At 56.7% G+C, this 24,761-nt stretch carries 20 protein-coding genes; 6 read left to right on the top strand and 14 right to left on the bottom strand.

Annotation, left to right across the window (positions count from 1 at the left end):
• Position 1 precedes the first annotated feature (1 nt).
• Complete coding sequence (gene egtD / locus LT85_RS15985) at positions 2-970, bottom strand: L-histidine N(alpha)-methyltransferase (protein WP_253273564.1); 969 nt, start codon at positions 968-970, stop codon at positions 2-4.
• Positions 971-1,328: 358 nt separating this feature from the next.
• Here egtD and LT85_RS15990 point away from each other — a divergent pair, with 358 nt between their 5' ends.
• Both LT85_RS15990 and LT85_RS15995 read left to right on the top strand, forming a co-directional pair.
• Positions 1,329-3,125 (top strand): ABC transporter transmembrane domain-containing protein, encoded by a 1,797-nt coding sequence (locus LT85_RS15990; protein WP_038490590.1) that lies wholly within the window; start codon positions 1,329-1,331, stop codon positions 3,123-3,125.
• 46 nt (positions 3,126-3,171) lie between these two features.
• Positions 3,172-4,281 carry an NADH:flavin oxidoreductase/NADH oxidase gene (locus LT85_RS15995; protein WP_038490593.1) on the top strand — a complete coding sequence of 370 codons (1,110 nt, stop codon included), beginning with the start codon at positions 3,172-3,174 and terminating at the stop codon, positions 4,279-4,281.
• Positions 4,282-4,321: 40 nt separating this feature from the next.
• Here LT85_RS15995 and LT85_RS16000 read toward each other — a convergent pair whose 3' ends face one another.
• On the bottom strand, positions 4,322-5,281 hold the full coding sequence (locus LT85_RS16000; protein ID WP_038490597.1) for a LysR family transcriptional regulator: 960 nt from the start codon (positions 5,279-5,281) through the stop codon (positions 4,322-4,324).
• Positions 5,282-5,511: 230 nt separating this feature from the next.
• On the opposite strand from LT85_RS16000, the gene LT85_RS16005 reads away from it, so the two are divergent.
• The 4 genes from LT85_RS16005 to LT85_RS16020 all read left to right on the top strand — a co-directional run bounded on the left by LT85_RS16005 (position 5,512) and on the right by LT85_RS16020 (position 9,223).
• Complete coding sequence (locus tag LT85_RS16005) at positions 5,512-6,114, top strand: TetR/AcrR family transcriptional regulator (RefSeq protein WP_038490600.1); 603 nt, start codon at positions 5,512-5,514, stop codon at positions 6,112-6,114.
• Between the two features lie 99 nt (positions 6,115-6,213).
• The gene (locus LT85_RS16010; RefSeq protein ID WP_038490602.1) at positions 6,214-7,371 is read left to right on the top strand and encodes an iron-containing alcohol dehydrogenase; all 1,158 of its coding nucleotides are present in this window, start codon (positions 6,214-6,216) and stop codon (positions 7,369-7,371) included.
• Positions 7,372-7,465: 94 nt separating this feature from the next.
• Entirely contained in the window at positions 7,466-8,500 is a 1,035-nt protein-coding gene (locus LT85_RS16015; RefSeq protein WP_038490605.1) for an NADP-dependent oxidoreductase, read from the top strand.
• Positions 8,501-8,545: 45 nt separating this feature from the next.
• On the top strand, positions 8,546-9,223 hold the full coding sequence (locus LT85_RS16020) for a type 1 glutamine amidotransferase domain-containing protein (protein WP_038490608.1): 678 nt from the start codon (positions 8,546-8,548) through the stop codon (positions 9,221-9,223).
• Between the two features lie 312 nt (positions 9,224-9,535).
• On the opposite strand, the gene upp is transcribed toward LT85_RS16020, so the two are convergent.
• The 12 genes from upp to LT85_RS16080 all read right to left on the bottom strand — a co-directional run bounded on the left by upp (position 9,536) and on the right by LT85_RS16080 (position 24,456).
• Positions 9,536-10,186: a uracil phosphoribosyltransferase gene (upp, locus tag LT85_RS16025; RefSeq protein WP_038490611.1), complete on the bottom strand. Its 651-nt coding sequence runs from the start codon at positions 10,184-10,186 to the stop codon at positions 9,536-9,538.
• 97 nt (positions 10,187-10,283) lie between these two features.
• On the bottom strand, positions 10,284-10,691 hold the full coding sequence (locus LT85_RS16030; protein ID WP_038490615.1) for a MerR family transcriptional regulator: 408 nt from the start codon (positions 10,689-10,691) through the stop codon (positions 10,284-10,286).
• Positions 10,688-11,131 (bottom strand): integration host factor subunit alpha, encoded by a 444-nt coding sequence (locus LT85_RS16035; RefSeq protein ID WP_014005494.1) that lies wholly within the window; start codon positions 11,129-11,131, stop codon positions 10,688-10,690. The genes LT85_RS16030 and LT85_RS16035 overlap by 4 nt, the downstream gene beginning before the upstream one ends.
• A gap of 120 nt (positions 11,132-11,251) precedes the next feature.
• Positions 11,252-13,678: a phenylalanine--tRNA ligase subunit beta gene (gene pheT, locus LT85_RS16040; protein ID WP_038490618.1), complete on the bottom strand. Its 2,427-nt coding sequence runs from the start codon at positions 13,676-13,678 to the stop codon at positions 11,252-11,254.
• 107 nt (positions 13,679-13,785) lie between these two features.
• Positions 13,786-14,802 (bottom strand): phenylalanine--tRNA ligase subunit alpha, encoded by a 1,017-nt coding sequence (gene pheS / locus LT85_RS16045; RefSeq protein ID WP_038490622.1) that lies wholly within the window; start codon positions 14,800-14,802, stop codon positions 13,786-13,788.
• Positions 14,803-14,956: 154 nt separating this feature from the next.
• Positions 14,957-15,316 (bottom strand): 50S ribosomal protein L20, encoded by a 360-nt coding sequence (gene rplT, locus LT85_RS16050; protein WP_014005489.1) that lies wholly within the window; start codon positions 15,314-15,316, stop codon positions 14,957-14,959.
• Positions 15,317-15,341: 25 nt separating this feature from the next.
• Positions 15,342-15,539, bottom strand: coding sequence for a 50S ribosomal protein L35 (gene rpmI / locus LT85_RS16055; protein ID WP_038490625.1), 198 nt, complete (start codon positions 15,537-15,539; stop codon positions 15,342-15,344).
• Positions 15,540-15,736: 197 nt separating this feature from the next.
• Complete coding sequence (gene infC / locus LT85_RS16060; RefSeq protein ID WP_081992442.1) at positions 15,737-16,261, bottom strand: translation initiation factor IF-3; 525 nt, start codon at positions 16,259-16,261, stop codon at positions 15,737-15,739.
• 60 nt (positions 16,262-16,321) lie between these two features.
• Entirely contained in the window at positions 16,322-18,229 is a 1,908-nt protein-coding gene (gene thrS, locus LT85_RS16065; protein WP_038496516.1) for a threonine--tRNA ligase, read from the bottom strand.
• Between the two features lie 360 nt (positions 18,230-18,589).
• Complete coding sequence (locus tag LT85_RS16070) at positions 18,590-20,098, bottom strand: efflux transporter outer membrane subunit (RefSeq protein WP_052135250.1); 1,509 nt, start codon at positions 20,096-20,098, stop codon at positions 18,590-18,592.
• A 106-nt stretch (positions 20,099-20,204) separates the two neighbouring features.
• Entirely contained in the window at positions 20,205-23,300 is a 3,096-nt protein-coding gene (locus LT85_RS16075) for an efflux RND transporter permease subunit (protein WP_038490630.1), read from the bottom strand.
• Positions 23,293-24,456 carry an efflux RND transporter periplasmic adaptor subunit gene (locus tag LT85_RS16080; protein WP_038490633.1) on the bottom strand — a complete coding sequence of 388 codons (1,164 nt, stop codon included), beginning with the start codon at positions 24,454-24,456 and terminating at the stop codon, positions 23,293-23,295. Before LT85_RS16080 ends, LT85_RS16075 begins: the two co-directional genes overlap by 8 nt.
• Positions 24,457-24,761: the final 305 nt, after the last annotated feature.

A 24,761-nucleotide genomic window follows, 5' to 3' on the forward strand; every position in this document is an offset into this window, starting at 1 on the left:
TTCAAGCAACTTGGGCGTGGCACACCATGAACCAGTTGCGCTCGTCGCTCCAGGTTTGCACCTTGCCGAATCCGGCTTGCTGCAGCATGTCGATAAAGCCCTGCCGCGTGTATTTATAACTGCTCTCCGTATGGATCCGTTCGCCTTGCGCGAAGCGGCGTATGCCGCCCTGCCGCCAATGGACGATGAGGTCTTCGCGCGCTTCCAGATGCATTTCTATGCGATGCTGCTCTTCATTATAGAAAGCCCGATGACGCCAGTCTTGCGGCCGGAAATCGGCGTCCAGCAAGCGATTGAGATGATGCAGCAGATTCAGGTTGAAGGCCGCGGTGACACCCAGCGCATCGTCATAGGCGGCATCCAGGATCGGTTTGTCCTTGACCAGATCGACTCCGATCAGCAGGCCGCCGTCACTGCCGGTGATTGCCTTGCGGATCTGATGCAGGAATTTCAATGACTCAAGGGGAGCGAAATTCCCGATCGAGGAACCCGGATAGAAAAACTGGCGTCGGTGCTGCCCTATCGCCAGCGGTAAAGCCAGTTCGGAAGAAAAATCCATTCCAAGGCAAGTCATTCTGATCTGTGGGAATTGCTGGCGCAGCGCGCTGACTGCCTCCTGCAGGAATTTCTCTGAGATATCGACAGCCACATACTGTTTCGGCCGAAGGCTGGGAAACAGGCGCGCCGCCTTGCTGCAATTCCCCGCGCCCAAATCGATCAGGGTTGCGTCAGCGCCGACTGCAACGGCAATCTGGCTTGCATAGCGCTCGAAAATCGCCGCTTCGGTACGCGTCGGATAATACTCGGGCAGTTCGCAAATTGCGGCAAACAAGCGTGAGCCAAGGACATCGTAAAGGTATTTGGGTGAGGTATGCGCATGCGGCGACAGCAAGCCGGCGACCAGTTGCTGTTCAACCTCGTCTTGCGCCACGCAGTTTTCCGGATGCGCTGATTGTCGCAGTTGAGCCAAGGGATTCTCCTGAGATAGCAATCGTTGGAACGACATATTTAGTTGCTTGTTCAGCTACAAAATTTCACGTTCTCCGTAGCGGAATCCTGCGCCATCGCGCAACATCCACTACACTAGCAAACTGCTGGTCAAGCGCTAGGCACTGGACAAGTATATCGATAATCGATAAATGGTTGAAGCTTGCGTTGAATAGATCGCAAAGTGCGCTCGATCTCTTGACGTATTGCAATATGAATGCACAGGAAACCGCTACAGACATTTTCCGCAATCCGCTGGCGTGCTGTAGGATCCCAGCTTAATGTAAACACCAGGCAAAACCGCAGGGCCAGGTTCAACGGCGGCCCATACAGAATCCAACATGACAACCATCACCTCCAAAGAACCTCAAAAACGCAGTCTGGGTACACTCATCGGATTAGTTCCATTCCTGGCTCCCTACAAACGGCAATTTGCAATGGCCAGTATTGCGCTGCTAGTGGCGGCCGGCGCCACCCTGGCGATTCCCTACGCGTTCCGGCAAATGATCGATCTCGGCTTCAGCACCGGCGGCATCCAGGGCGCCAGCCATATCGACATGTATTTCCTGGCGCTGTTCGGCGTCGCCTGCGTCCTGGGCGTGGCCACGGCGGCGCGCTTCTATATGGTGTCCTGGCTAGGCGAGCGCGTCACTGCCGATCTGCGCAGCGCAGTGTATTCGCATGTGGTGACGCAAAGCCCGCAATTCTTCGAAACCACCAAGACCGGCGAAGTGCTGTCGCGCATCACCACCGACACCACGCTGATCCAGGCGCTGGTCGGCACCAGTATCTCGATGGCGCTGCGCAATGCCTTGTTGTTCATCGGCGGCATGGTCATGTTGTTCATTACCAGCGTCAAGCTGAGCGCGATTATCCTGGTGATGCTGGCGTTGGTGGTGCTACCGATCGTCTGGTATGGCCGGCGCGTACGCAAGCTGTCGCGCGATTCGCAAGACCGGGTCGCCGACGCCTCGGCCATGGCCGGAGAAATCCTCAACGCCATGCCGACCGTGCAGGCCTTCACCCATGAGAATATCGAGGCGCGTCGCTTCGACATCTCGATCGAAAATGCTTTCAGCACCGCGATGGCGCGAATACGCGCCCGTTCGTTGCTGACCATGATGGCGATCCTGCTGGTGTTCGGCGCCATCGTATTCGTGCTGTGGCTAGGCGCCCATGCGGTAGTCCAAGGCCGCATGAGCGGCGGCGAGCTGGGCCAGTTCATCCTTTACGCAGCCCTGCTGGCCGGCTCTATCGGCGCCCTGGCGGAAGTCATGGGCGACGCCCAGCGCGCCGCCGGCGCCACTGAACGCCTGCTGGAATTACTGGCGGCGCAATCGCCGGTGCAATCGGTGCTGCTGCCCGATTCGCTGCCACCACGCACGGCGCAAGGCGCGGCGCTGACACTGGCGAATATCGGCTTCCGCTATCCGTCGCGGCCTGAGAGTGCCGCGTTGCACGGCTTGTCGCTGGATATCCGGCCAGGAGAAACGGTGGCTGTGGTCGGTCCTTCCGGCGCTGGCAAGACCACCCTGTTCCAATTGCTGCTGCGCTTCTACGATCCGCAAGAAGGCAGTATCAAGCTCGACGGCGTCGACATCAAGTATCTCGACCTACATACATTGCGCGGAGCCATCGGTATCGTGCCGCAAGACACTATTATTTTCTCCGCCAATGCGATGGAAAACATACGCTATGGCCGCGTCGACGCAACAGACGCTGAAGTGATCGCTGCAGCAAAAATGGCGGCGGCGCACGAATTCATCGAACGCCTGCCGGAAGGCTACAAGGCTTTCCTCGGCGAGCGCGGCGTGCGTTTGTCGGGTGGTCAGCGCCAGCGCATCGCGATTGCCCGCGCCTTGCTAAAAAATCCGCCGCTGCTGTTGCTGGATGAAGCCACCAGCGCGCTCGATGCCGAATCGGAACGCGCAGTGCAAGGCGCGCTGGAAGCGGCGATGGTTGGCCGTACGACGCTGGTGATTGCACATCGTCTGGCGACTGTGCAACGTGCTGACCGCATCATCGTGCTGGAACATGGCCATGTAGTCGAAACCGGCAACCACGCCGAACTGGTTGCGCAAAACGGCTTGTACGCCAGCCTGGCGGCGCTGCAATTCAATATCCATGCCGATTCGTAATCAACTCCTCAGCAAACTTGCCTGACCAACCCAACTGGAAAAGAACATGAGCATCTTATTTTCTCCCTTGCAGTTACGCAGTGTGACGTTGGCCAACCGGATCGCCGTTGCCCCAATGTGCCAGTATTCGGCGGAAGACGGCTTCGCCAATGACTGGCATCTGGTGCACTTGGGCAGCCGTGCTGTCGGCGGCGCCGGTCTGATCATCTTTGAAGCCAGCGCGGTAGTGCCGCAGGGCCGCATCTCGCCGCAAGACCTGGGTATCTGGAAAGACGAGCATATTGCGCCGTTGAGCCGCATTACTCGCTTTATCGAGCAACAAGGCGTAGTCGCCGGCATCCAGCTGGCGCACGCCGGGCGCAAAGCCAGTGTCTGGCGTCCCTGGGCAGAACAACAAGGCCGCGTCGAGCCGGAACAAGGCGGCTGGCACACGGAGGGACCATCAGCGATTCCTTTTGACGTCAGCTATACCACGCCCACCGCACTCACCATCGACGGCATCAAGAGTGTGATCCAGTCCTTCGCCGATGCTGCGGTACGCGCGCACAAAGCGGGCTTCAAGGTGGTTGAGATTCACGCAGCGCACGGCTACCTGCTGCATCAGTTCTTGTCGCCAATCAGCAATCAGCGCAGCGACGAATATGGCGGCTCGTTTGAAAACCGTGCGCGACTGGTGCTTGAAGTGGTAGCAGCGGTACGCAAAGTCTGGCCGCAAGAACTGCCGTTGCTGGTACGCCTGTCAGCCACCGACTGGATTGATGGCGGCTGGAACGATGACGAAACCGTGGCCTTGAGCCGTCTGTTGCGCGAAGCCGGAGTTGACCTGATCGATGTCTCCAGCGGCGGCAACATCGCCAGCGCCAGTATTCCGGTCGGTCCCGGCTACCAGACCAAATTCGCGGCCAGGGTCAAGCACGAAGCCGGCATCGCCAGCGGCACGGTCGGCATGATTACGGATCCCGGCCAGGCCGAGCATATCCTGCGCAGCGAGCAGGCCGACCTGGTATTGATGGCGCGTGAATTGTTGCGTGACCCGTACTGGCCCTTGCATGCAGCCGATGCGCTGCACGACGTCACTTCGTGGGCGCCACAGTACATGCGCGCCACCTCACGCAAATCGCCGCAACGGCCGGATGTTGATTACAGTGAAAAATAAACTAAAGAACTAAACCAGACCGGTGCTGCACATGTTTCATCTAGAGAATGTGCGGCACCGGCTGCTTTGCAGAGGTTTTCCCCAGGCCGGCCGCCACTTCGGCAATCAGGCGCCGTAGCCAGACCACATCCGGCGCCACATGCGAACGCGCATGCCATAGCATGTAGAAGCGCATCTTTGGCATATCGAAAGGCAAGGTAAACATGCCGATCGGCCAGTCTTCGATGATGTGCTCGGCAAACTGGCGGCCAGTGGTAAAAATCAAATCGGATTTCGACAGCACGTGAGGCACCAGTGCGAAGTACGGAATCGTCACCTGCACGTTGCGCTTCAAGCCCTGCTCCGCCAGCGCCGCATCGATCCCGCTACGGTGCCCTTCGATGTAGGGTGTCGGCGCCAGATGCGGCATTTCCAGATAATATTTAAGCGTCAAACCCTTCTTCGCCACCGGATGATCGCGGTGCATCATGCACACCACATCGTCATCGAATAATTGCGCCAGGTGCAGATGCTCGGGCGGATCCGGCCAGTTGCCGATCACCATGTCAAAACGCCCTGTTTCCAGCGCGCTGGCATAGTCCAGGTTAGCGTCCAGCGCATGCACCATCAGGCTGGCGCCGGGTGCACGTTTGCGCAGTTGCTCGATGATCGAGGGGATCAGCAGCATGTTCAGGTAGTCCGGCGTACCAATGTGAAATACGCGCGAAGTGCTGTCGGCTTCAAATGCAGCCACCGGCGCGGCGATTTTTTCAATGACTTCCAAACCTTGTTTCGCCAGCGCCAGCAACTCCTGACCGCGTTCGGTCGGCACCATGCCGGTCTTGCCGCGCACCAGGATGGCGTCGCCGGTCAGCTCGCGCAAACGCTTCAGCGTATTGCTGATGGTCGGCTGCGACTGGCCCAGCTTGATGGCGGTGCGCGAGACACTCTTCTCTACCAGCAAAGTGTGCAGCACACGCAGCAGGTAGGTATCAAGATGATGGTTGGTGCGGGATGTCATGGGCGGCGCTAAAAGGGTAGGAAAATGCCAATTTCCAAACAAATATGAAAATTGCACAATAAACGCCATCAGCATAACGGATATGCGTAAACATGAATAGACGTCGATAAAGCATGACTGGATAACATCCAAGTATCGAATCTACCTGCTTTAACATCTGATTAATGAAAATTAGTTGCTTTCAACGTCGTTAGACGACCGGTCTAATTTTGAGTTAGAATAGCCAAACCATGCGGACAACTTACGACACTACCAAGCGCCACATCCTCGATGCAGGACAAAAGATCATCGCCGTCAAAGGCTTCTCCGGAGTCGGACTAAGCGAGATTCTGAGTGCTGCGGCGATACCCAAAGGCTCGTTCTATCACTACTTCGGCTCGAAGGAGCAATACGGCCGCGAGCTGATGGAACAGTACGTAGAAGATTATCTGCAGGCGCTGGATCAGGTCCTGCAAAATACCGTGCAGCCCGTACCGGAGTCGGCGCGAGACCGTTTACTACGCTACTGGAGCCACTGGCTCGAAACGCAGTCCGGCGCAGAAGCGATGCACAAGTGCCTGGTAGTGAAGCTGAGCGCGGAAGTCGCCGATCTCTCGGAAGATATGCGCCTGGTCTTGTGCGAAGGCACCCGGCAAGTGATGGCCCGGCTGGCCGCCTGCATCGCAGAGGGTATCGCAGATGGTTCCTTGCGGCCTGAACTGGAGCCGCAGAAAGCTGCACAAATGCTTTATCAATTATGGCTGGGCGCCAGCCTTCTGGCCAAATTGCAACGTGACCGCAGTCCCCTCGAAAACGCCATGGAAATCACGGTCAACACCCTGGCTTCGCCCTGAACCCCCTTACATCGTCATCACGCCAACTTGCGCATTTGCAAACGACGTCGTTTTTATCGCTCGATGATTCGAGCGGCTTACTCCCCCAAAGGAAACAACATGCTGAATTTTGAATTCTATAATCCTACCAAGATCGTCTTTGGCCGCGAGACCATCGCCAAATTATCCACGCTGATACCGCAAAACGCGCGCGTACTGGTCCTGTTCGGCGGCGCGAGCGCCCAGAAAACCGGTACCCTGGACGAAGTCAAAGCTGCACTTGGGCAGCGCGAAGTCCACGAATTTTCCGGGATCGAACCGAATCCAAGCTATGAAACACTGATGCAAGCGGTTGAACAGGTACGTGCCAAGAAGATCGATTTCCTGCTGGCAGTTGGCGGCGGCTCGGTCATCGACGGCACCAAGTTTGTCGCCGCAGCAGCCAATTTTGAAGGCGAAGCCTGGGATATCGCGATCAAGCGCGGCACCAACATTACTAGCGCCCTGCCCTTCGGCAGCGTGCTGACCTTGCCCGCAACCGGTTCAGAAATGAATAACGGCGGCGTCGTCACCCGCAAATCGATACAGGCCAAGCTGGCCTTCCATAGCTCGCTAGTCTTCCCGCAATTTTCGATTCTCGATCCAACCAAGACTTTCACACTGCCGCCACGGCAAATCGCCAACGGCGTGGTCGATGCCTTTGTCCACACCGTCGAACAATACCTGACCTATCCGGTACAAGGCCAGGTGCAAGACCGTTTCGCCGAAGGCCTGCTGCTGAGCCTGATCGAAACCGGACCAAAGGTGCTGGCTGAACCGAACGACTATGACGCCCGCGCCAACCTGATGTGGGTAGCGACGCTGGCGCTCAATGGCCTGATCGGCGCTGGCGTGCCGCAAGACTGGGCGACCCACATGATTGGTCATGAGTTGACCGCTCAATACGATATCGACCACGCCCGCACTCTGGCCATCGTACTGCCTTCTTTGCTGGCGGTGCGCCGTGAAAGCAAACGCGCCAAACTGCTGCAATACGCCGAGCGCGTCTGGCAAATTACCGAAGGCAGCGAAGATGCGCGCATCGACCTCGCCATCGATCGCACCCGCGAATTCTTTGAAAGCATGGGTATCAAGACTCGCTTGTCCGACTATGAACTGAGCCAGCCGGCCGTCGAAACCGTGCTGGAACAGCTCAAGCAGCACGGCATGACCAGGCTCGGCGAGCACCAGGACCATACGCTGGAAGTCAGCCGCAAGATCCTCGAAGCAGCGTTGTAAGACTGAACTTCAATTTATTTCGACTACGCTTTACTGATTCCATCCACGCCGGCAAAACACCGCCGGCATTCACCCCATTGAAGGAGTAGCGAACATGCCACAAAGTAAAGCCGTCAATCGCCGCATCTTGCTGGCCTCGCGCCCGCATGGCGCCCCGACTGCAGCGAATTTCAAACTCGATCAAACCCCGGTGCCCGTGCCCGCGGCAGGCCAGGTACTGCTGCGTACTGTCTATCTGTCGCTCGATCCCTACATGCGCGGTCGCATGAGCGATGCCCCCTCCTATGCGGCTCCGGTCGAAGTCGGAGCGATCATGGTTGGCGGCACGGTATCGAAGGTCGAAGCATCCGAACATCCAGATTACAAAGTGGGCGACCTGGTGCTGAGCTACAGCGGCTGGCAAGACTATGCGCTGTCCGACGGCAAAGGCCTGACCAGGCTGGACCCGAAACTGGGCAGGCCATCCTATGCGCTGGGCTTGCTTGGCATGCCAGGCTTCACCGCCTATATGGGCCTGCTCGACATCGGCCAACCGCAAGCCGGTGAAACCGTGGTGGTGGCAGCCGCCACCGGCGCGGTCGGCTCGGTGGTCGGCCAGATTGCCAAGCTCAAGGGTTGTCGTGTAGTCGGGATTGCCGGCGGCGCCGACAAATGCAAATACGCCGTGGAGGAACTCGGGTTCGATGCTTGTATCGACCATCGCGCCGCCGATTTTCCACAACAACTCGCTGCCGCTTGCGGCAAAGGTATCGACGTCTATTTTGAAAACGTCGGCGGCGCCGTGTTCGAGGCGGTCCTGCCATTGTTGAATACGCGTGCCCGGGTACCGCTGTGCGGCATGATCGCCAGCTATAACGCCACCGGTAAGCCGGAAGGCCCGGACCACCTGCCGTCGCTGATGCGGCGTCTGCTGACACGTCGTATCAAGCTACAAGGTTTCATCATCTTCGACGACTACGGTCAGCGCTATCCGGAATTTTTCAAGGAAATGAGTGGCTGGATCGCCGCCGGCAAGATGAAATACCGTGAAGACATCATCGATGGCCTGGAGAACGCACCGCAGGCATTTATCGGTCTGCTGGAAGGCAAGAATTTCGGCAAGCTGGTGATACGCAGCGGCGACGAATAAGCCTTCAGTTTAAATTTTTCCTATCGTAATGTAAAAGGAACTCGTATGAACATATTAATGGTACTGACCTCGCACGACCAACTCGGCGATACTGGCAAGAAGACCGGCTTCTGGCTGGAAGAATTTGCCGCCCCTTACTATGCTTTCCTGGATGCCGGCGCCAAGCTGACCCTGGCCTCGCCGCATGGCGGCCAGCCGCCGTTGGATCCAAAAAGCGACGAGCCGGATGCACAAACCGAAGCCACCGAACGCTTCCGCAAAGACAGCGCCGCGCAAGCCGCACTGGCCTCGACCATCAAGTTATCGACGGTGCAGGCTGCCGATTACGATGCTGTGTTTTATCCTGGTGGTCACGGTCCCTTGTGGGACCTGTCGGAAGACAAGAACTCGATCGCGCTGATCGAAACCATGCATGCGGCCGGCAAGCCCGTCTCGGCGGTTTGCCATGCACCCGGCGTATTGCGTCATGCACGCGCCAAAGACGGCTCGCCGCTAGTCAAGGGCAAGAAGGTTACCGGCTTTTCGAATAGCGAAGAAGCTGCGGTGCAATTGACCGATATCGTGCCATTTCTTGTGGAAGACGAATTGAAGAAACTGGGCGGAAATTACAGCAAGGTTGCAGATTGGGGAAGCTATGCGGTAGTGGATGGCAATCTGGTTACGGGACAGAATCCAGCGTCTTCGGTTGCCGTGGCGGAGCAGGTTTTGAAATTACTGGGTTGATGTAGCGATAGTAGGTTGCCCGCCGTCGCTGGCAACCTTATGTACTATGCAGTGCCTAAACAAGTCGGATTTTTTCGGCAGTAGCATCGCCGAAAAACTCCGACCTATTTAATCACTTAATCACTTAGAGGCTGTTGCAAAATTAAGATGGCTAGGCGCTCCGACGAAGACAGTACGAGTAGTACGGCTAGGAGGGTGTAGCAGGGGTTTCAGACGACACTGTCGTCTGCCTGCGAAACGACCCGGGCTTGCAAGCCCGGGCGCGCCCTGCAAGGGCAACAACGCCAGGTTAATTTTTCAACAGCCTCTTATTTACTTGGTGCCGAAAATCCGGTCGCCGGCATCGCCCAAGCCGGGAACAATATACGCGTGGGCATCCAGGTGCGAATCCAGTCCCGCCACATACAGCTTGACGCCAGGATGCGCATCCTGGAATACCTGCACGCCCTCAGGCGCAGCCACCAAGGCCAGGAAGATGATCTGCTCATCGCCGACGCCGCGCTTCTTCAGTACATCGACCGCATGCACCGCCGAATTACCGGTCGCCACCATGGGGTCGCAAACAATAAAAATCCGCTCCGCCAGATCCGGCAATCGCACCAGATACTCCACCGGCTGATGCGTATCCGGATCGCGATACACGCCGATATGCCCGACCCGTGCCGACGGCACCAAATCCAGCAAGCCGTCGCTCATGCCGATACCGGCGCGCAGCACCGGCACCACCGCCAGCTTGCGTCCGGCAATCACCGGCGCTTCCATGCTTTGCATCGGTGTTTCGATCAGCTGCGTGGTTAACGGCAAGTCGCGTGTAATTTCATATCCCATCAACAGCGTAATTTCGCGCAGCAGCTGGCGGAAAGTCCGGGTCGAGGTTTCTTTGCTCCGCATATGCGTCAGCTTATGCTGGATCAGAGGATGGTTGAGGATGAAGAGGTTGGGGAAGCGCGGATCGCTGAGCATAATAAATTGGATAGACGAATAAGGATCAAATAAGGTGCAGCCGGAATATTCCGTATACAAAAAAAGGGAGATTTCTCTCCCCTCTGCACTTCAGTATTTACTCAACAGCTGACTCTGTTTTGGGTATCAGCAAGGCAAGAATCTCCTCCAGCTCGTGACGCACTTCGAGAATATTCAGCTCCTGCTGCTTGGCTTCAGCGGCTTGCTCGGCTTCCGCCGCAGCGCCAAGGCGACCATCGAGCTTGTTGCGCGCGCCGCTGATAGTAAAGCCATGTTCATACAATAGCTCGCGAATGCGGCGAATCAACAGCACTTCATGGTGCTGGTAATAACGGCGGTTGCCACGTCGCTTGACTGGCTTGAGCTGGGTGAATTCCTGTTCCCAATAGCGCAGCACATGCGGCTTGACGCCGCACAGGTCGCTGACTTCGCCTATGGTGAAATAACGCTTGGCCGGAATCGGCGGCAATACGACAAGCTCGGACTTACTAACGCGATCGTTCATGAATTAGCTGGAAGAGCGGCTGCAAACTGTTGAATAGGCTGGATGGGTTGCAGGCTTGCGGCTTCAACCATGCCCTTGAGTTTCTGACTGGCGTGAAAGGTCACCACGCGCCGTGCAGTAATAGGGATTTCTTCCCCGGTCTTGGGGTTGCGGCCCGGACGTTGCGGCTTGTCGCGCAACTGGAAATTGCCGAAACCCGACAATTTCACCGACTCGCCGCGCTCCAGCGCATCGCGGATTTCATCGAAAAACGTTTCCACCATGTCCTTGGCTTCACGCTTGTTAAGACCAACCTGCTCAAACAAAAGTTCAGCCAGTTCCGCCTTGGTCAGTGTCGGCAAATTCTTTTCTGCCTGCGAACGAGCTTGCGCCTCACGCATGGCCCGGTTCAGATCGGCGTCCAGAACGGATTCAAATTCTACTGTCTGCATATTGTTCATTCTGTCGTTACACCCCTGTCTTCTTGGATTACTGCCGCCGGCGACGCGTTTGTTACTGCCATCGCGTTCATCCGGCTTTTTACTGCAGGTTTTATTGTCAATTATGCGATTTGGGGCTAATCAAGCGCGTAATTTTGCTGTTGGCACCTTGCTGACAGCAGCGATCAAAGCAGACATGGCGGCTTCTACGGTGTCATCTTGGAGGGTGTTTTCAGTATCTTGCAAGGTAAAACGGAAAGCAAGACTTTTTTCGTCATTTTCCAGTCCTTTGCCATGATATTCATCAAATAAAACAATGGCTTGCAGAATTCGGCATGCTGGGTTTCCTTGCTGCTCAGCAGCAAAAACATCCAGTAAATCCTGCGCATAAACCGCTTGTTTTACCACCACTGCAAGGTCGCGCACCACGGCTGGGAACTTCGAAATTTCGACGTACGCTGGCACTTGCCGTTGCTGCAACGCCAAGCCATCGACTTCGAACATGACCGGCGCCAAAGGCAGTTCATATTTCTGTTGCAGGCGCGGATGCAATTCACCGATGAAACCGATAGCTTTATCGCCCAGCAGCACTTGCGCCGCACGGCCCGGATGTAACGCCGGATGCTCAATCTTGGCGAAACGCAAAGCCACCGGTGCAAACAAGGCTTCCAGATCAGCCTTCACATCGAAGAAATCGACAGTACGACTGGCCTGGCCCCATTGCTCATCGGCTTGCGGGCCGTAAGCCAGACCGGCGACGCGCTTTGGTTGCGCGAAACCAGCTACCGCCAGAGGACCGTTCTGTATCGCTTCGTCACGCATGTAGACCGCACCGGTTTCAAATATCCGTACTCGGTTCAGCTTGCGGTTCAGATTGTATTTGACGTTGGAAATCAGGCTGCCGAGCAGGGTCGAGCGCATCACGCTCATCTGGCTGGCGATCGGATTGACTACCTTGATCGGCGCCAGGTTGCCGGCAAAATCGGCTTCCCATGCTTCTTCGACAAAGCTGTAGTTGATCACTTCCTGATAATCCAGATCCGCCAATTGGCGGCGGATGGTGAACAGCGAACGCTGGTTCTCCGGCGCGATATACATCGCATTCGGCGCTACCGGCGGCAAGGCCGGGATGTTTTCAAAGCCATAGACGCGGGCGATTTCCTCGATCAGGTCTTCCTCGATCTCGATATCGAAACGATACGACGGTGGCGTCACCGAAAACACACCGTTCTCTTGCGTAAACGCCAAACCCAGACGCGTGAAGATATCGGCGATCTGGCTGTCCGACAACGGCACGCCGATGACGCGAATCGCACGCGAGGTACGCACCTTGACCGCATCACGCTTTGGCAAGTTGACGCTTTGATCGTCGACCGGACCGACCTGGATTTCAGGCGTGCCGCAAATTTCGACCAGCAAGGCAGTAATCCGCTCGATGTGCTCAACCGTAGTGGCAAAATCGACACCGCGCTCGAAACGATGACCGGCATCGGTCGAGAAATTAAAACGGCGTGCACGGCCCTGTATCGCTTGCGGCCACCAGAAAGCCGCTTCCAGATAAATGTTTTGCGTTTCCAGCGAAACCGCCGTGGCGTCGCCGCCCATGATGCCAGCCAGCGATTCGATTTGCTGGTCATCGGCAATGACGCCGATCCAGTCGTCTACGCTGACGGTATTGCCATTCAACAGCTTGAGCGATTCGCCCGCCTTGCCCCAGCGCACATCGAGGCAGCCGTGGATCTTGTCGAGATCGAATACGTGGGTTGGCCGGCCGAGTTCCAGCATGACGTAGTTGGAGATATCAACCAGAGCCGAGATCGGACGCTGGCCGCTGCGCTCCAGACGCTGCTTCATCCATTGCGGCGTCGCCGCCTTGGCGTTCAAGCCGCGAATCACGCGGCCGGAGAAACGGCCGCACAGGTCCGGCGCCGAAATCTTGACCGGCAATGTTTCAGTGATGGTCGCCGCGACGGTCTTGTAGGTAGGCTGCCTGAGCGGGGTACCGGTCAATGCCGATACTTCCCGCGCCACACCCAGCACCGACAGGCAATCCGCCTTGTTAGGCGTCAGCTTGATGGTGAACTTGAGATCGTTCAGCTCGTAGTAATCGCGGAAATTCTGGCCCACAGGCGCATCGTCCGGCAATTCCAGCAAGCCGCCATGGTCTTCCGACAGCTTCAATTCACGCGCGGAGCACAACATGCCCTGCGACTCGACGCCGCGCAATTGGCCCAGCTTGATCTCGAACGGCTTGCCGTCCGCTCCCGGCGGCAAAATGGCGCCAACCATGGCGCAAGGCACCTTGATGCCGGGACGCACGTTCGGCGCGCCGCAGACGATGTTCAAGTAAGTTCCGGTACCGACGTCAACCTGGCAGACATTCAGGCGATCGGCATTCGGATGCTTGGCGGTCTCAACCACCAGACCCACCACGATATTGGTAAAGGGCGGCGCGACCGGCTCGACCTCTTCCACTTCGAGACCGGACATGGTCAGCAAATGGGACAATTCGTCCGAAGTCATCTTCGGATCGACCATGGAACGCAGCCAGCTTTCAGAGAATTGCATAGGTAAAACCTTCAAAAACCTTTAGTCACAGAAGCAGGGAACGCTGGCTAGCCGGCTTGAATACGGCGCGACTGAAAAACAATGCCAGCGTCTTCGGCGAGGAGCTTTTAGTTAAATTGTTTCAGGAAACGCAGATCGCCTTCGTAGAACAGGCGCAGATCGTTGATGCCATAACGCAGCATCGTCAGGCGTTCGATACCGGAGCCGAACGCGAAACCGATAAACTGTTCCGGATCCAGGCCCATGTTGCGCACCACATTAGGATGCACCTGGCCCGCGCCCGAGACTTCCAGCCAGCGCCCTTTCAGCGGACCGCTGCCGAAGGCAATATCTATCTCGGCCGAAGGTTCGGTGAATGGAAAATACGATGGGCGGAAACGCACTTGCAGATCGTCGGTTTCGAAGAATGCTTTGACGAAATTCAGGTAGACGCCCTTGAGGTCGGCGAAGCTGATGTCTTCGGCAATCCACAAACCTTCGACCTGATGAAACATCGGCGAATGGGTGGCGTCGCTGTCGACGCGATAAGTACGGCCCGGGGCGATGACCTTGATCGGCGGCTTGCTCATGCGCGCGTAACGCACCTGCATCGGGCTGGTGTGGGTGCGCAGCAGCAGCGGCTTGCCCTCAGTGTCCTTGCCTTCAATGTAAAAGGTATCCTGCATCGAACGCGCCGGGTGATTTTCCGGGCTGTTCAAGGCAGTAAAGTTGGTCCAGTCGGTTTCAATTTCGGGGCCGTCAGCCACATCGAAACCGATCGAGCGGAAAATTTCTTCGATACGCTGCCATGAACGCATCACAGGATGGATACCGCCGACGCCACGGCCGCGGCCCGGCAAGGTGACATCGATCGCTTCTGCATTCAGACGCTCTTGCATCTGCGCGTTGGCCAAGGCGTCACGGCGCGCAGTCAGCGCAGCTTCGATCTGTTCCTTGGCGTAATTGATGACTGCGCCCTGCGCCTTGCGCTCGTCGGCAGCCAGCTTGCCCAGTCCCTTCATTTGCTCGGTGATCTGGCCGGTCTTGCCCAGATATTTGGCTTTCGCATTTTCCAGTGCGGCGGCGTCGACGGCGGCGGTGAAATCAGCCTGGGCTTGCGTTACTAGTTGTTCTAGGGAGTTCATGCAGTTTTCCTGCTCCAATGAAGCCGAAATACGCTGGTCAAATCAAAAAACCAGCGGTTAAAAACACAAACGGGGCACAAGGTGTTGACCTCTGCCCCGCTCGGGATTGCCACGCCGCAGAACTGCGCGGCGGCGGCAAAACTACATAAGAAACTTACGCAGCGATGTTGGCCTTGACTTGATTGACAATCGCAGCAAACGCTGGCTTGTCCATCACTGCCATATCAGCCAGAACCTTGCGGTCCAGTTCGATCGAAGCACGCTTCAGACCATTCATGAATACGCTGTATGTTACGCCATGCTCACGGGAAGCGGCGTTGATACGGGCGATCCACAATGCACGGAATACGCGCTTCTTGTTGCGGCGGTCACGGTATGCGTATTGACCAGCGCGCATGACTGCTTGCTTGGCAACACGGTAGACTTTACTGCGACGACCACGGTAACCCTTGGCTTGCACCAGGATCTTTTTATGACGGGCTCTTGCTGTGACCCCACGTTTTACTCTAGGCATAATAGCTCCTTAGTTATGAGTGAGGTTAAGCGTTCGGCAACATGCGCGAAACAGAAACCATGTTTGTATCATGGACTCCGACTGAACCACGCAATTGACGTTTGTTCTTGGTAGTTTTCTTGGTCAGGATGTGACGTTTGAAAGCTTGGCCGCGTTTAACGGTACCACCCGGACGTACGCGAAAACGCTTCTTAGCGCTGCTTTTTGTCTTCATTTTTGGCATGACACTATCTGTCCTTTAAGGACAGCTCCTTTTTTAACATGATTGCAGGTGGCAACATGACGTTACGCTTGGATGCCTGCTCTCACTTGTTTAAACCCAGCCGCCCAACTGCCACGGCCAGATTTTGCAGCAGAATCTGGTCTGCTGCGATTCAGGCTTCCCGGACAATGACTTATCCGGGAAGCCTAAAATCTGTCTTACTTTTTCTTCTTCGGGCCGATGATCATGATCATCTGGCGCCCTTCCATCTTCGGCCACTGCTCAACCTGTCCGTACGGCTCCAGATCTGCTTTCAAACGTTCCAGCATGCGCATGCCGATGTCCTGGTGAGCCATTTCACGACCGCGAAACCGCAATGTGATTTTGACCTTGTCGCCGTCTTCGTCCAGGAAACGAGTCAAATTGCGCAGCTTGATGTTGTAATCGCCATCATCGGTACCCGGGCGGAATTTAACTTCCTTTACCAGAATGACCTTCTGCTTCAACTTGGCTTCGTGGGCCTTCTTCTGCTCCTGGTACTTGAACTTGCCGTAGTCCATCAAACGGGCTACCGGTGGCTGTGCTGTCGGTGCGATTTCCACCAGGTCAACGTTCGCCTCTTCCGCCAGGCGGAAGGCTTCAGCCAGGCTGACGATACCGAGTGCTTCGTTCTCGACACCGGATAAGCGCAATTCTGGCGCAGTAATTTCGCCGTTGATGCGATGTGACTTGTCCGTAGCTATTGCAGTTTCCTTTAAAAATCAAATAATTAAGCCGTGCTCTGGCGCTTAGGGTTTCCCCGTTCAGGCTTTGGTTTCAACCTCGTTCTTGAGGCGCTCCACCAGTACGTCGATAGGCATCACGCCCAGATCGACATTGCCCCGCGCTCGCACGGCCACTGTGTTTGCATCCCGCTCTTTATCACCGACAACCAATATATAAGGCGGCTTCTGCAAAGAATGCTGCCGTATTTTATAGGTAATCTTCTCATTACGCAAATCAGTCTCTACCCTAAACCCTTGTTTTTTCAGCGTTTGTGCAACATTCTGCACATATTCGGCCTGGGCGTCGGAGATATTCAAAACAACAACTTGCACCGGAGCAAGCCACAAGGGCATCGCACCGGCATGATTTTCGATCAACATACCGATAAAACGCTCCAGGGAGCCGACAATTGCCCGGTGCAGCATGACCGGCACTTTACGGCCGTTGTCTTCAGTCACATATTCCGCGCCGAGCCGGCCGGGCATCGAAAAGTCAACCTGCATGGTGCCGCACTGCCAGGAACGGCCAATGGAATCTTTCAGGTGGTACTCGATTTTCGGACCGTAGAACGCGCCTTCGCCCGGCAACTCTTCCCACTCAGTGCCCGAGGCACGGATTGCCTCGCGCAAGGAATTTTCAGCCTTGTCCCACACATCATCTTCGCCCACCCGCTTCTCAGGACGCAAAGCCAGCTTAACCGCCACTTCAATGAAGCCGAAATCGGCATAGACCTTGCGCACCACTTTATCGAAGGCCGCGACCTCTTCCTGCACTTGCTCTTCTGTACAGAAAATATGACCGTCGTCTTGGGTAAAACCGCGCACCCGCATCATGCCGTGCAAAGCACCCGAAGGCTCATTGCGGTGGCACTGGCCGAATTCACCGAAGCGTAAAGGCAGATCGCGATAACTGTGCAGGCTGGAATTGAAAATCTGGATATGGCCGGGGCAATTCATCGGCTTCAGCGCATAGCTGCGATTTTCCGATTCTGTCGTGAACATGTTGTCGCGGTAATTATCCCAATGACCTGTCTTTTCCCATAAAGAACGATCCAGGATCTGCGGCGCCTTGACTTCCTGATAACCATTGTCCTGGTAAACGCGGCGCATGAACTGTTCAACCTGCTGCCAGATAGTCCAGCCCTTCGGATGCCAGAAAATCAAGCCTGGTGCTTCATCCTGGAAATGGAACAGATCCAGTGCGCGACCCAACTTGCGGTGGTCGCGTTTTTCCGCCTCCTCCAGCATGTGCAGGTAAGCTTCTTGCTCATCTTTCTTGGCCCAGGCAGTGCCGTAAACACGCTGCAACATCTCATTCTTCGCATCGCCGCGCCAGTAAGCGCCGGCCAGCTTCATCAGCTTGAACACCTTCAGCTTGCCAGTCGATGGCACGTGCGGGCCGCGACACAAGTCGGTGAACTTGCCTTCTGTATAAAGGGAGACTTCCTGATCTTGCGGAATCGAGCCGATCAACTCCGCCTTATAGGCTTCGCCGATTGATTCAAAATAGGCAATCGCCTCATCGCGCGCCACAACCTTACGCGTGACCGGCTCATCCTTTTTGGCCAATTCAGCCATCTTCTTTTCGATTTCCAGCAAATCTTCCGGCGTAAACGGGCGCTTGTATGCGAAATCGTAGTAAAACCCGTTTTCGATCACCGGGCCGATAGTCACCTGTGCGTCAGGAAACAATTCCTTGACCGCGTACGCCAGCAAGTGCGCCGTCGAATGGCGGATCACTTCCAGGCCGTCTGCATCCTTGTCAGTGACGATTGCCAGCTCGACGTCGCGCTCGATCAGAAAAGAAGTATCCACTAGCTTGCCATCGACCTTGCCGGCCAGCGCCGCCTTGGCCAGGCCTGCGCCGATACTGGCGGCGACCTGCGCCACAGTCAGCGGTGCTTCGAATTGACGTTGTGAACCATCGGGAAGTTTGACTGCTATCATTTTGAGCCCCATATCGGCGGTCACTTAGACCACACCGGATTGAATTGAATGTGTTTGTTTTTGTGTTTCACAAAAATGCGGACGAAAAAAAACGCGGACCAGCCGCGCTTTTTCATCATGCAGGTAGAAAAAGGCCTCGACTAGCGTCGCTCACAAATTGTGGTGGTAGTTCGCGGTGTCATAACCGGGATGCCTTTCTCGCTCTTACAGATGTTGAATTGATTTCAATTGACTCGCCCGAAAGACGACAACTGGATGCTGCCGATCATACCAGAAAATTTATGGGACATGGCAAGTGCGCAACACGGGGTGTTGCTAATCTGCCGAAATCACGCTGCAGACGCGACTGGCAGATTTAGCTTACTTCGTTGCAGCAGCAGCCAATGGTTCGCCACGATTCCACCAACCACCACCCAAAGCCTGGAACAACGCAGCCGTATCGGCAAAACGCGCAGCCTGCGCCTGCGCCAACGCGATCACAGCCTGCTGGTAGGTTTGTTGCGCGGTCAACAAGGTCTGCGGCGTGGCTGCGCCAAGCTGTACCGACTTGCGGGAAATTTCCAGGCTGTTTGCCGCCGCGCGCTCAGCCAGATACTGCGCTTGCAGTGCATCGGCATCGTATTGCAAGGCACGCAGGCTATCCGCCACATTCTGGAAGGCGTGAATCACGGTGCTTTGATACTGCGCCGCTGCCTGGTCTAGCAAGGCTTCCGAGGCGCGCTTCTTGTGCAGCAACGCGCCACCGGCAAACAACGGCTGCGTCAGGCCGCCAACCAGTCCCCACAGTCCGGTGCCGGAAGTAAACAGATCGCCAAACTGGGCTGCCGCGCTGCCGATATTTGCGCTCAAGGTAATCTGCGGCAACATATTGGCGGTAGCTACGCCGACAGCGGCACTGGCCGCATGCAACTGGGCTTCAGCGGCACGTACGTCGGGCCTTTGCTGAACCAGGCTGGATGGCAGGCTGACCGGTAGTTGCTGCGGCAAGCTGAGGCTGGCCAAATCAAATTTCTGCTCCAACTCTTCGCTCGGAAAACGCCCTGCCAGGACAGTCAGGAGATCACGCTGCTGCGCCAGCGATTTTTGCAGGGGTGGCAGGCTAGCCCTGGTCTGCGCCAGCGCCGCCTGTTGTACCAGGACGTCAGCCTGGGCCACATCGCCCAGTTGATACTGGCGCTGCAATAACATCAGCAATTCGCTTTGTACCTTGACCACCTCCCGTGTCGCAGCGATCTGCGCCCGCAACGCGGCTTCCTGCACGGCGGCAGCGACCACATTCGAAGTCAGCGTCAGATAGGCCGCTTCCAGCAGAAATTTTTGCTGTTCGGCTTGCGCCTGCAAACCCTCAACCTGACGCCGGTTACCACCGAAAGCATCCAGCGTGTAGGAAATGCTGACCTGCGCAGTAGTCAACGTTAGCGGCGAAGGCCCCTGCCCGGCCGACAACGGCTGTTTCAGGCGGGTCGGCGCCAGACTGGCGTTTACGCTCGGGTAATAGGCGCCCTGCTGCGCCGTTACCTGTTCTTGGGCGGCACGCAACGCCGCCTGCGCCGACTTCAGGTCCGGATTAGCCTTGAGCGCTTGTTCGATCACCGTATTCAATGCCGGTGATTTGAACAAGGTCCACCACTCGGCCGGGATATCCATGCCCTCGACAAATTGCTGGGCGTCGCCGCCGACTGTGGCGGCCGATGCTGTCTTGGCTTCGAACGGCTCTTTGGTGTAGCCTTTTACCGCAGGCGCTTCCGGCTGTTTGAAATCCGGTCCGGCGGCACAGCCGGATAAAGCCAGAACCAATGCCAGCGCGGATGCTGGTCCGAGGCGTGCGCCTGCGGTCCAGGCTTTTGAATGCGATTTAACTGTGCTCATGTTTTTACCTGCTCAAGATTCTTGTCTGGTTCAACCGCAAACGGCTGGAGGCGCCTTGGATTACATCGCCCCAGCCGTCATGCGACGGTATAACCTGCCGGCCCGGTCAGCGGCCATCGCGCACTTCGCCGACGCCGCGGCGACGCTCCACCCAGCTCTCCAGCGAATAATAGAACGCCGGCAAAATGAATAAGGTCAGCATGGTGGCCACGATCAGGCCGCCCACCACCACTGTCGCCAAACCACGCTGGACGTCAGTGCCGACTCCGGTCGCCAGCGCCGCCGGCAGCATGCCGACCGACGCGACGGTGGCCGTCATCAGCACTGGACGGAAACGCTCGAAGGCGCCTGCCAGCACCGCTTCCTGCAAAGCCATGCCCTGTTGCCGCACGCGGTTGATATTGGACACCATGATGATACCGTTCTGCACCGCCACGCCGAACAAGGCGATGAAGCCGACGCCGGAGGCGACGTTGATGGTGCTGTTGGTCACGTGCAGCGCAATCAAACCTCCCAGCGCCGCCAGCGGAACCACGCCAAGTATCAACAATGCCTGCCGCAACTTGCCAAAGCCGGCAAACAAGATGATCAGCATCAACGCCAGCACCAGGCCGAACACCACGATCAGCCGCGCCTGCGCCCGTGCCTGGTTTTCAAACTGGCCAGCCCATTCGAGGCGATATTTGTTGTTATCGAAATGGACGTTCTGCGCAACCTTAGCCTTTGCGTCCTCGTAATACGACAACAGATCGCGATTCGCATAGTCCAGGCGCACGGTCAACTGCCGGTGCGTATTCTCGCGGGTAATCGTACTTTCACCGTTCGCGGTATGAATGTGCGCTACCTGAGACAATGGAATGCGTGCACCGCCTGGCGCAGTCAGCAACAAATTGCCCAGGGCTTCCGGCGTATTTGTCTCGGCTTTGGGATAGCGTACCGTCACGTTATACATCCGGTCCGCCACATACATTTGCGTCACGGACGCGCCGCCCATGCCAGTCTGGATCAGGCTGGTGATATCGCTGACATTGATGCCCAGGCGTGCGGCGGCAGCACGGTCGATATCAAGCACCATCTGCGGCACCGGCGGCTCCTGGAAAATGGAGACATCGGCAGTTCCTTGCACACCGCGCAGCACGCCTACAATCTGGTTACCGATACGGCGCAGCTCTTTGAAATCGTCGCCATACACACGAATCACCAAAGGGCTGTGAGCGCCGCCTACCGCATCGTTGACGCCATCGCTGATAGGCTGGCTGATGCCAATGGAAAAGCCGGGCATTTTCTTGAAACGCTCGTTCAGGCGTTCTACGAACTGCGCCTTGGTCTCGCCATTCTTCCAGCTGCTGTATGGCGTCAGGCCAACCGGCACCTCCATGTGCGACGGCGTCCACGGATCGGTGCCGTCGTCGCTGCGGCCGAGCTGGGTGACGGCAGTGGCCACCTCCGGAAACTCAAGTAAGGCGTGGCGCAATTCACCGGCCATTTCGCTAGCCTTTTCCAACGACAGGCCGGACGGCAGCTGTACTTGCAGCCACAAAGTGCCTTCGTCCAGCACCGGCATGAATTCACGGCCGGTGGCCATGCCCAACAGGATCACTCCCACCAGCGCGACGACGCCTATCGTGTACGACACCCATGCATTCTGCAACAAGCGTCCCAAGGTATTGCGATAGCCAGCGCTCAGCCACTCGAGCGGCTTGTTATGAAAGATCTTGCGCGGCTTGCGCAAGGCCATATAAGCCAGTCCAGGCACCAGCACCAGGCTGCACAACAACGCTCCGATCAATGCGTAGCTGACGGTGAACGCCATTGGCGACAGCAATTTCCCTTCAGCGCGCTCAAAAGCGAACAGCGGCAGATAGGCGCTGATGATGATCAGCGTAGCGAAGAAAATCGGCCGGATCACTTCAGTGGTCGCAGCCCGCACTTCTGCCTGGGTCAGCTCTTCAGTGGGCTTCGCTTCGCGCCGTCGCAGGATGGCCTCGGTGACCACAATCGCACCATCGACAATAATGCCGAAGTCGATAGCGCCCAGGGAAAACAGATTGGCCGGCATCTTGGTGATGTACATCATGATGAACACCGCTACCAGCGCCAGCGGAATCGTCACAGCCGCCACCAGCGCGCTGCGCGGGCTGCCCAGGAACAGGATCAGCACGATGCATACCAGGCCGATCCCTTCCAGCACCGTATGGCTTACTTTGTGTATGGTCAACTCAATCAGGTCGTCGCGATCGATATAGGGAACGATTTTGACGCCCTGCGGCGCCAGCTGCTTTTGCAGCTCATCGACCCTGGCGTGTACCAGCTTGATGACTTCGGAAGCATTTTGATATTTGGTCAACAGTACAATACCTTCGATCGCATCCGGATTGTTGTTCTTGCCAAGAATCCCTTGCCGCTCCTGATGGCTGTTTTGCAGCTTACCCAAATCCCGCACCAGCACAGGCACGCCGTTGACTTGCTTGACCACCACATTGCCGAGATCGGTCAGGCTATGCATCATGCCGATACCGCGCACCACATAACCTTGTTCGCCGCGCGTAATGCGGCTACCGCCTGCATTCGTGTTGTTGTTGCTGATTGCAGTCGTCACATCAGACAGCGCAACGCCATAACGCTGTAATTGTTTCTGGTCAACCTCGAGCTCGTACTCCATGGTGAAGCCGCCGAAATTATTGACATCGGCAATCCCCGGCACTTGTTTCAGTGCAGGCATCACGATCCAGCGCTGAATCTCGGACAACTCCATCAGATTTTTGCTATCCGACTCGAGTGTGTAGCGATAAATCTCGCCCGATGGCCCACTGACGGGATCAAGACTCGGCGCGACGCCGGTCGGCAGCGTCGCCGTGGCGATGCGCTCGGTGACACGCTGACGTTCCCAATAATCTTCGGCGCCGTCTTTGAACGTCAAGGTGATCAGGGACAAGCCAAAGGTCGACGACGAACGCATGTTCACCAGTCCCGGCGTACCGCTCAATACGCGCTCCAGGGGAATCGTGATCTGCTGTTCGATTTCTTCTGCGGCCAACCCGGAGACCTGGGTGGTGACTTGGGCCTGTACATCGGCCAACTCGGGGTATGCCTCGACAGCCATTCGGGTCCACGAATAATAACCAAACAGCGCAACCAGGGTCGTCACCAGAATCACGGCATAACGCTTGTGCAGGCAAAAGCGGACAATGTTGTTAATCATTGAGCAACACTCCGCCTTTGGTCACCACGCGGTCGCCGATATTCAAGCCGTTTTGGATACGTGCGCTGCCGTTTTCTTCGAATCCGGTTTCTACCGTACGGCGCACAAACGTCCACGGCGCCACTTCTACGAACACGGTGGTGTTGTCGTTGTTCATCAAGAGCGCGGAAGTCGGCACCACCGGCTGTGCTGCCTGGGCTACCGCGAAGGAAGCATTGGCAAACATGTTGGGCTTGAATTTGCCATCTGCGTTGGAGACTGCGATGCGAACCAGCGCGCGACGCGTGTCGGGCTGCAAGATATCGCTGATGAACGATACCGTGCCATGGAACTGTTCGCCGGGATAAGCCGGCAAACGAATGTTCACTGCCTGTCCTTTCTTCACTGAGGACAACATGTTTTCAGGCACGTTAGCGGTGATCCAGAGGTTCTCCAGATTGGCGATCGTCATCAATGCTGCGTTCGGATCGTTGGCGCTTTGCCCGGCGCTAACAGATAGCGCCGTGATACTGCCAGAGGTAGGAGCAACCAGATTGAGGCGTTGGCCACCGCTGTCGGCCGCCGTCGCGCCGTTTGCGCTCAGTGACTTGAGGCGCGTATCGGCACGCGAAAATTCGGCCTGGGCCTGCGTATATGTGCTTTCGGCTTGTTCCAGGTCCTTGGCGGCACCGGCGCCCGCTTGTTGCACACCACGCTGCCGCTCTACGATGTGCTTGGCAAGTTGCAGCGCATCGCGGGCCTTTTGCAGATCGGAGGTCGCCTGGGCAAAATCGCCTGAGGTCATTATGAGCAGCAACTGTCCTTTGTGCACGTGATCGCCGAGGCCAACCTTCAGTTCAAGCACCTTGCCAGCCACCGGCGGCAAGATATTGGTGGTGTGCGCAGGATCGGCCTCGACCTGTGCTGGCAGCTCCAGTGCATGCACGGCGTCCAGCGAAGCGACTGCTTGCACAGCGAGGCGCGAACGCAATGGCGAGCGCTGTGGGATCGTGATGCGGTCGCCCTGCCTGATGAAATTCGGCGTGGCGGCGGCATTCGCTTCGGCGGCCGCGGCCTTACCTTGGCGATCACAGCCGGCAATCGCGATTCCGGCGATGATCAGCGCGCCGATGACAAGAATCGCTAGGGGCTTGCGCTGCATAAAAGTGTTTTTCATGATGGTGCTCGTATTGAAAGATCGGTTTTCACGTCATTCCACGCCGTGATGCATCTCAAAACGGAAGACGGACGACGGACGAATAGTATTTTTGCAACCGGAGCCAGATCGCACTGGCGACGCCGGTTTAGCTTGGCGCTGCAGGCTGGGAAGTCGTCAGCGCTTGAGATAGTGGGGATATTGAAAGCACAGGAGCTGGGCGCCGCAGCAATAATGAGTTTGTAAACATCGAAATAACGCCGGTTATTAACAAAAAGCAGTCAACAAGGAATCTGGCACATGCGATCAATTTTTACAGAGATCCG

The sequence above is a fragment of the Collimonas arenae genome (genome assembly GCF_000786695.1).
GTDB classification, from domain to species: Bacteria; Pseudomonadota; Gammaproteobacteria; order Burkholderiales; family Burkholderiaceae_D; genus Collimonas; species Collimonas arenae_A.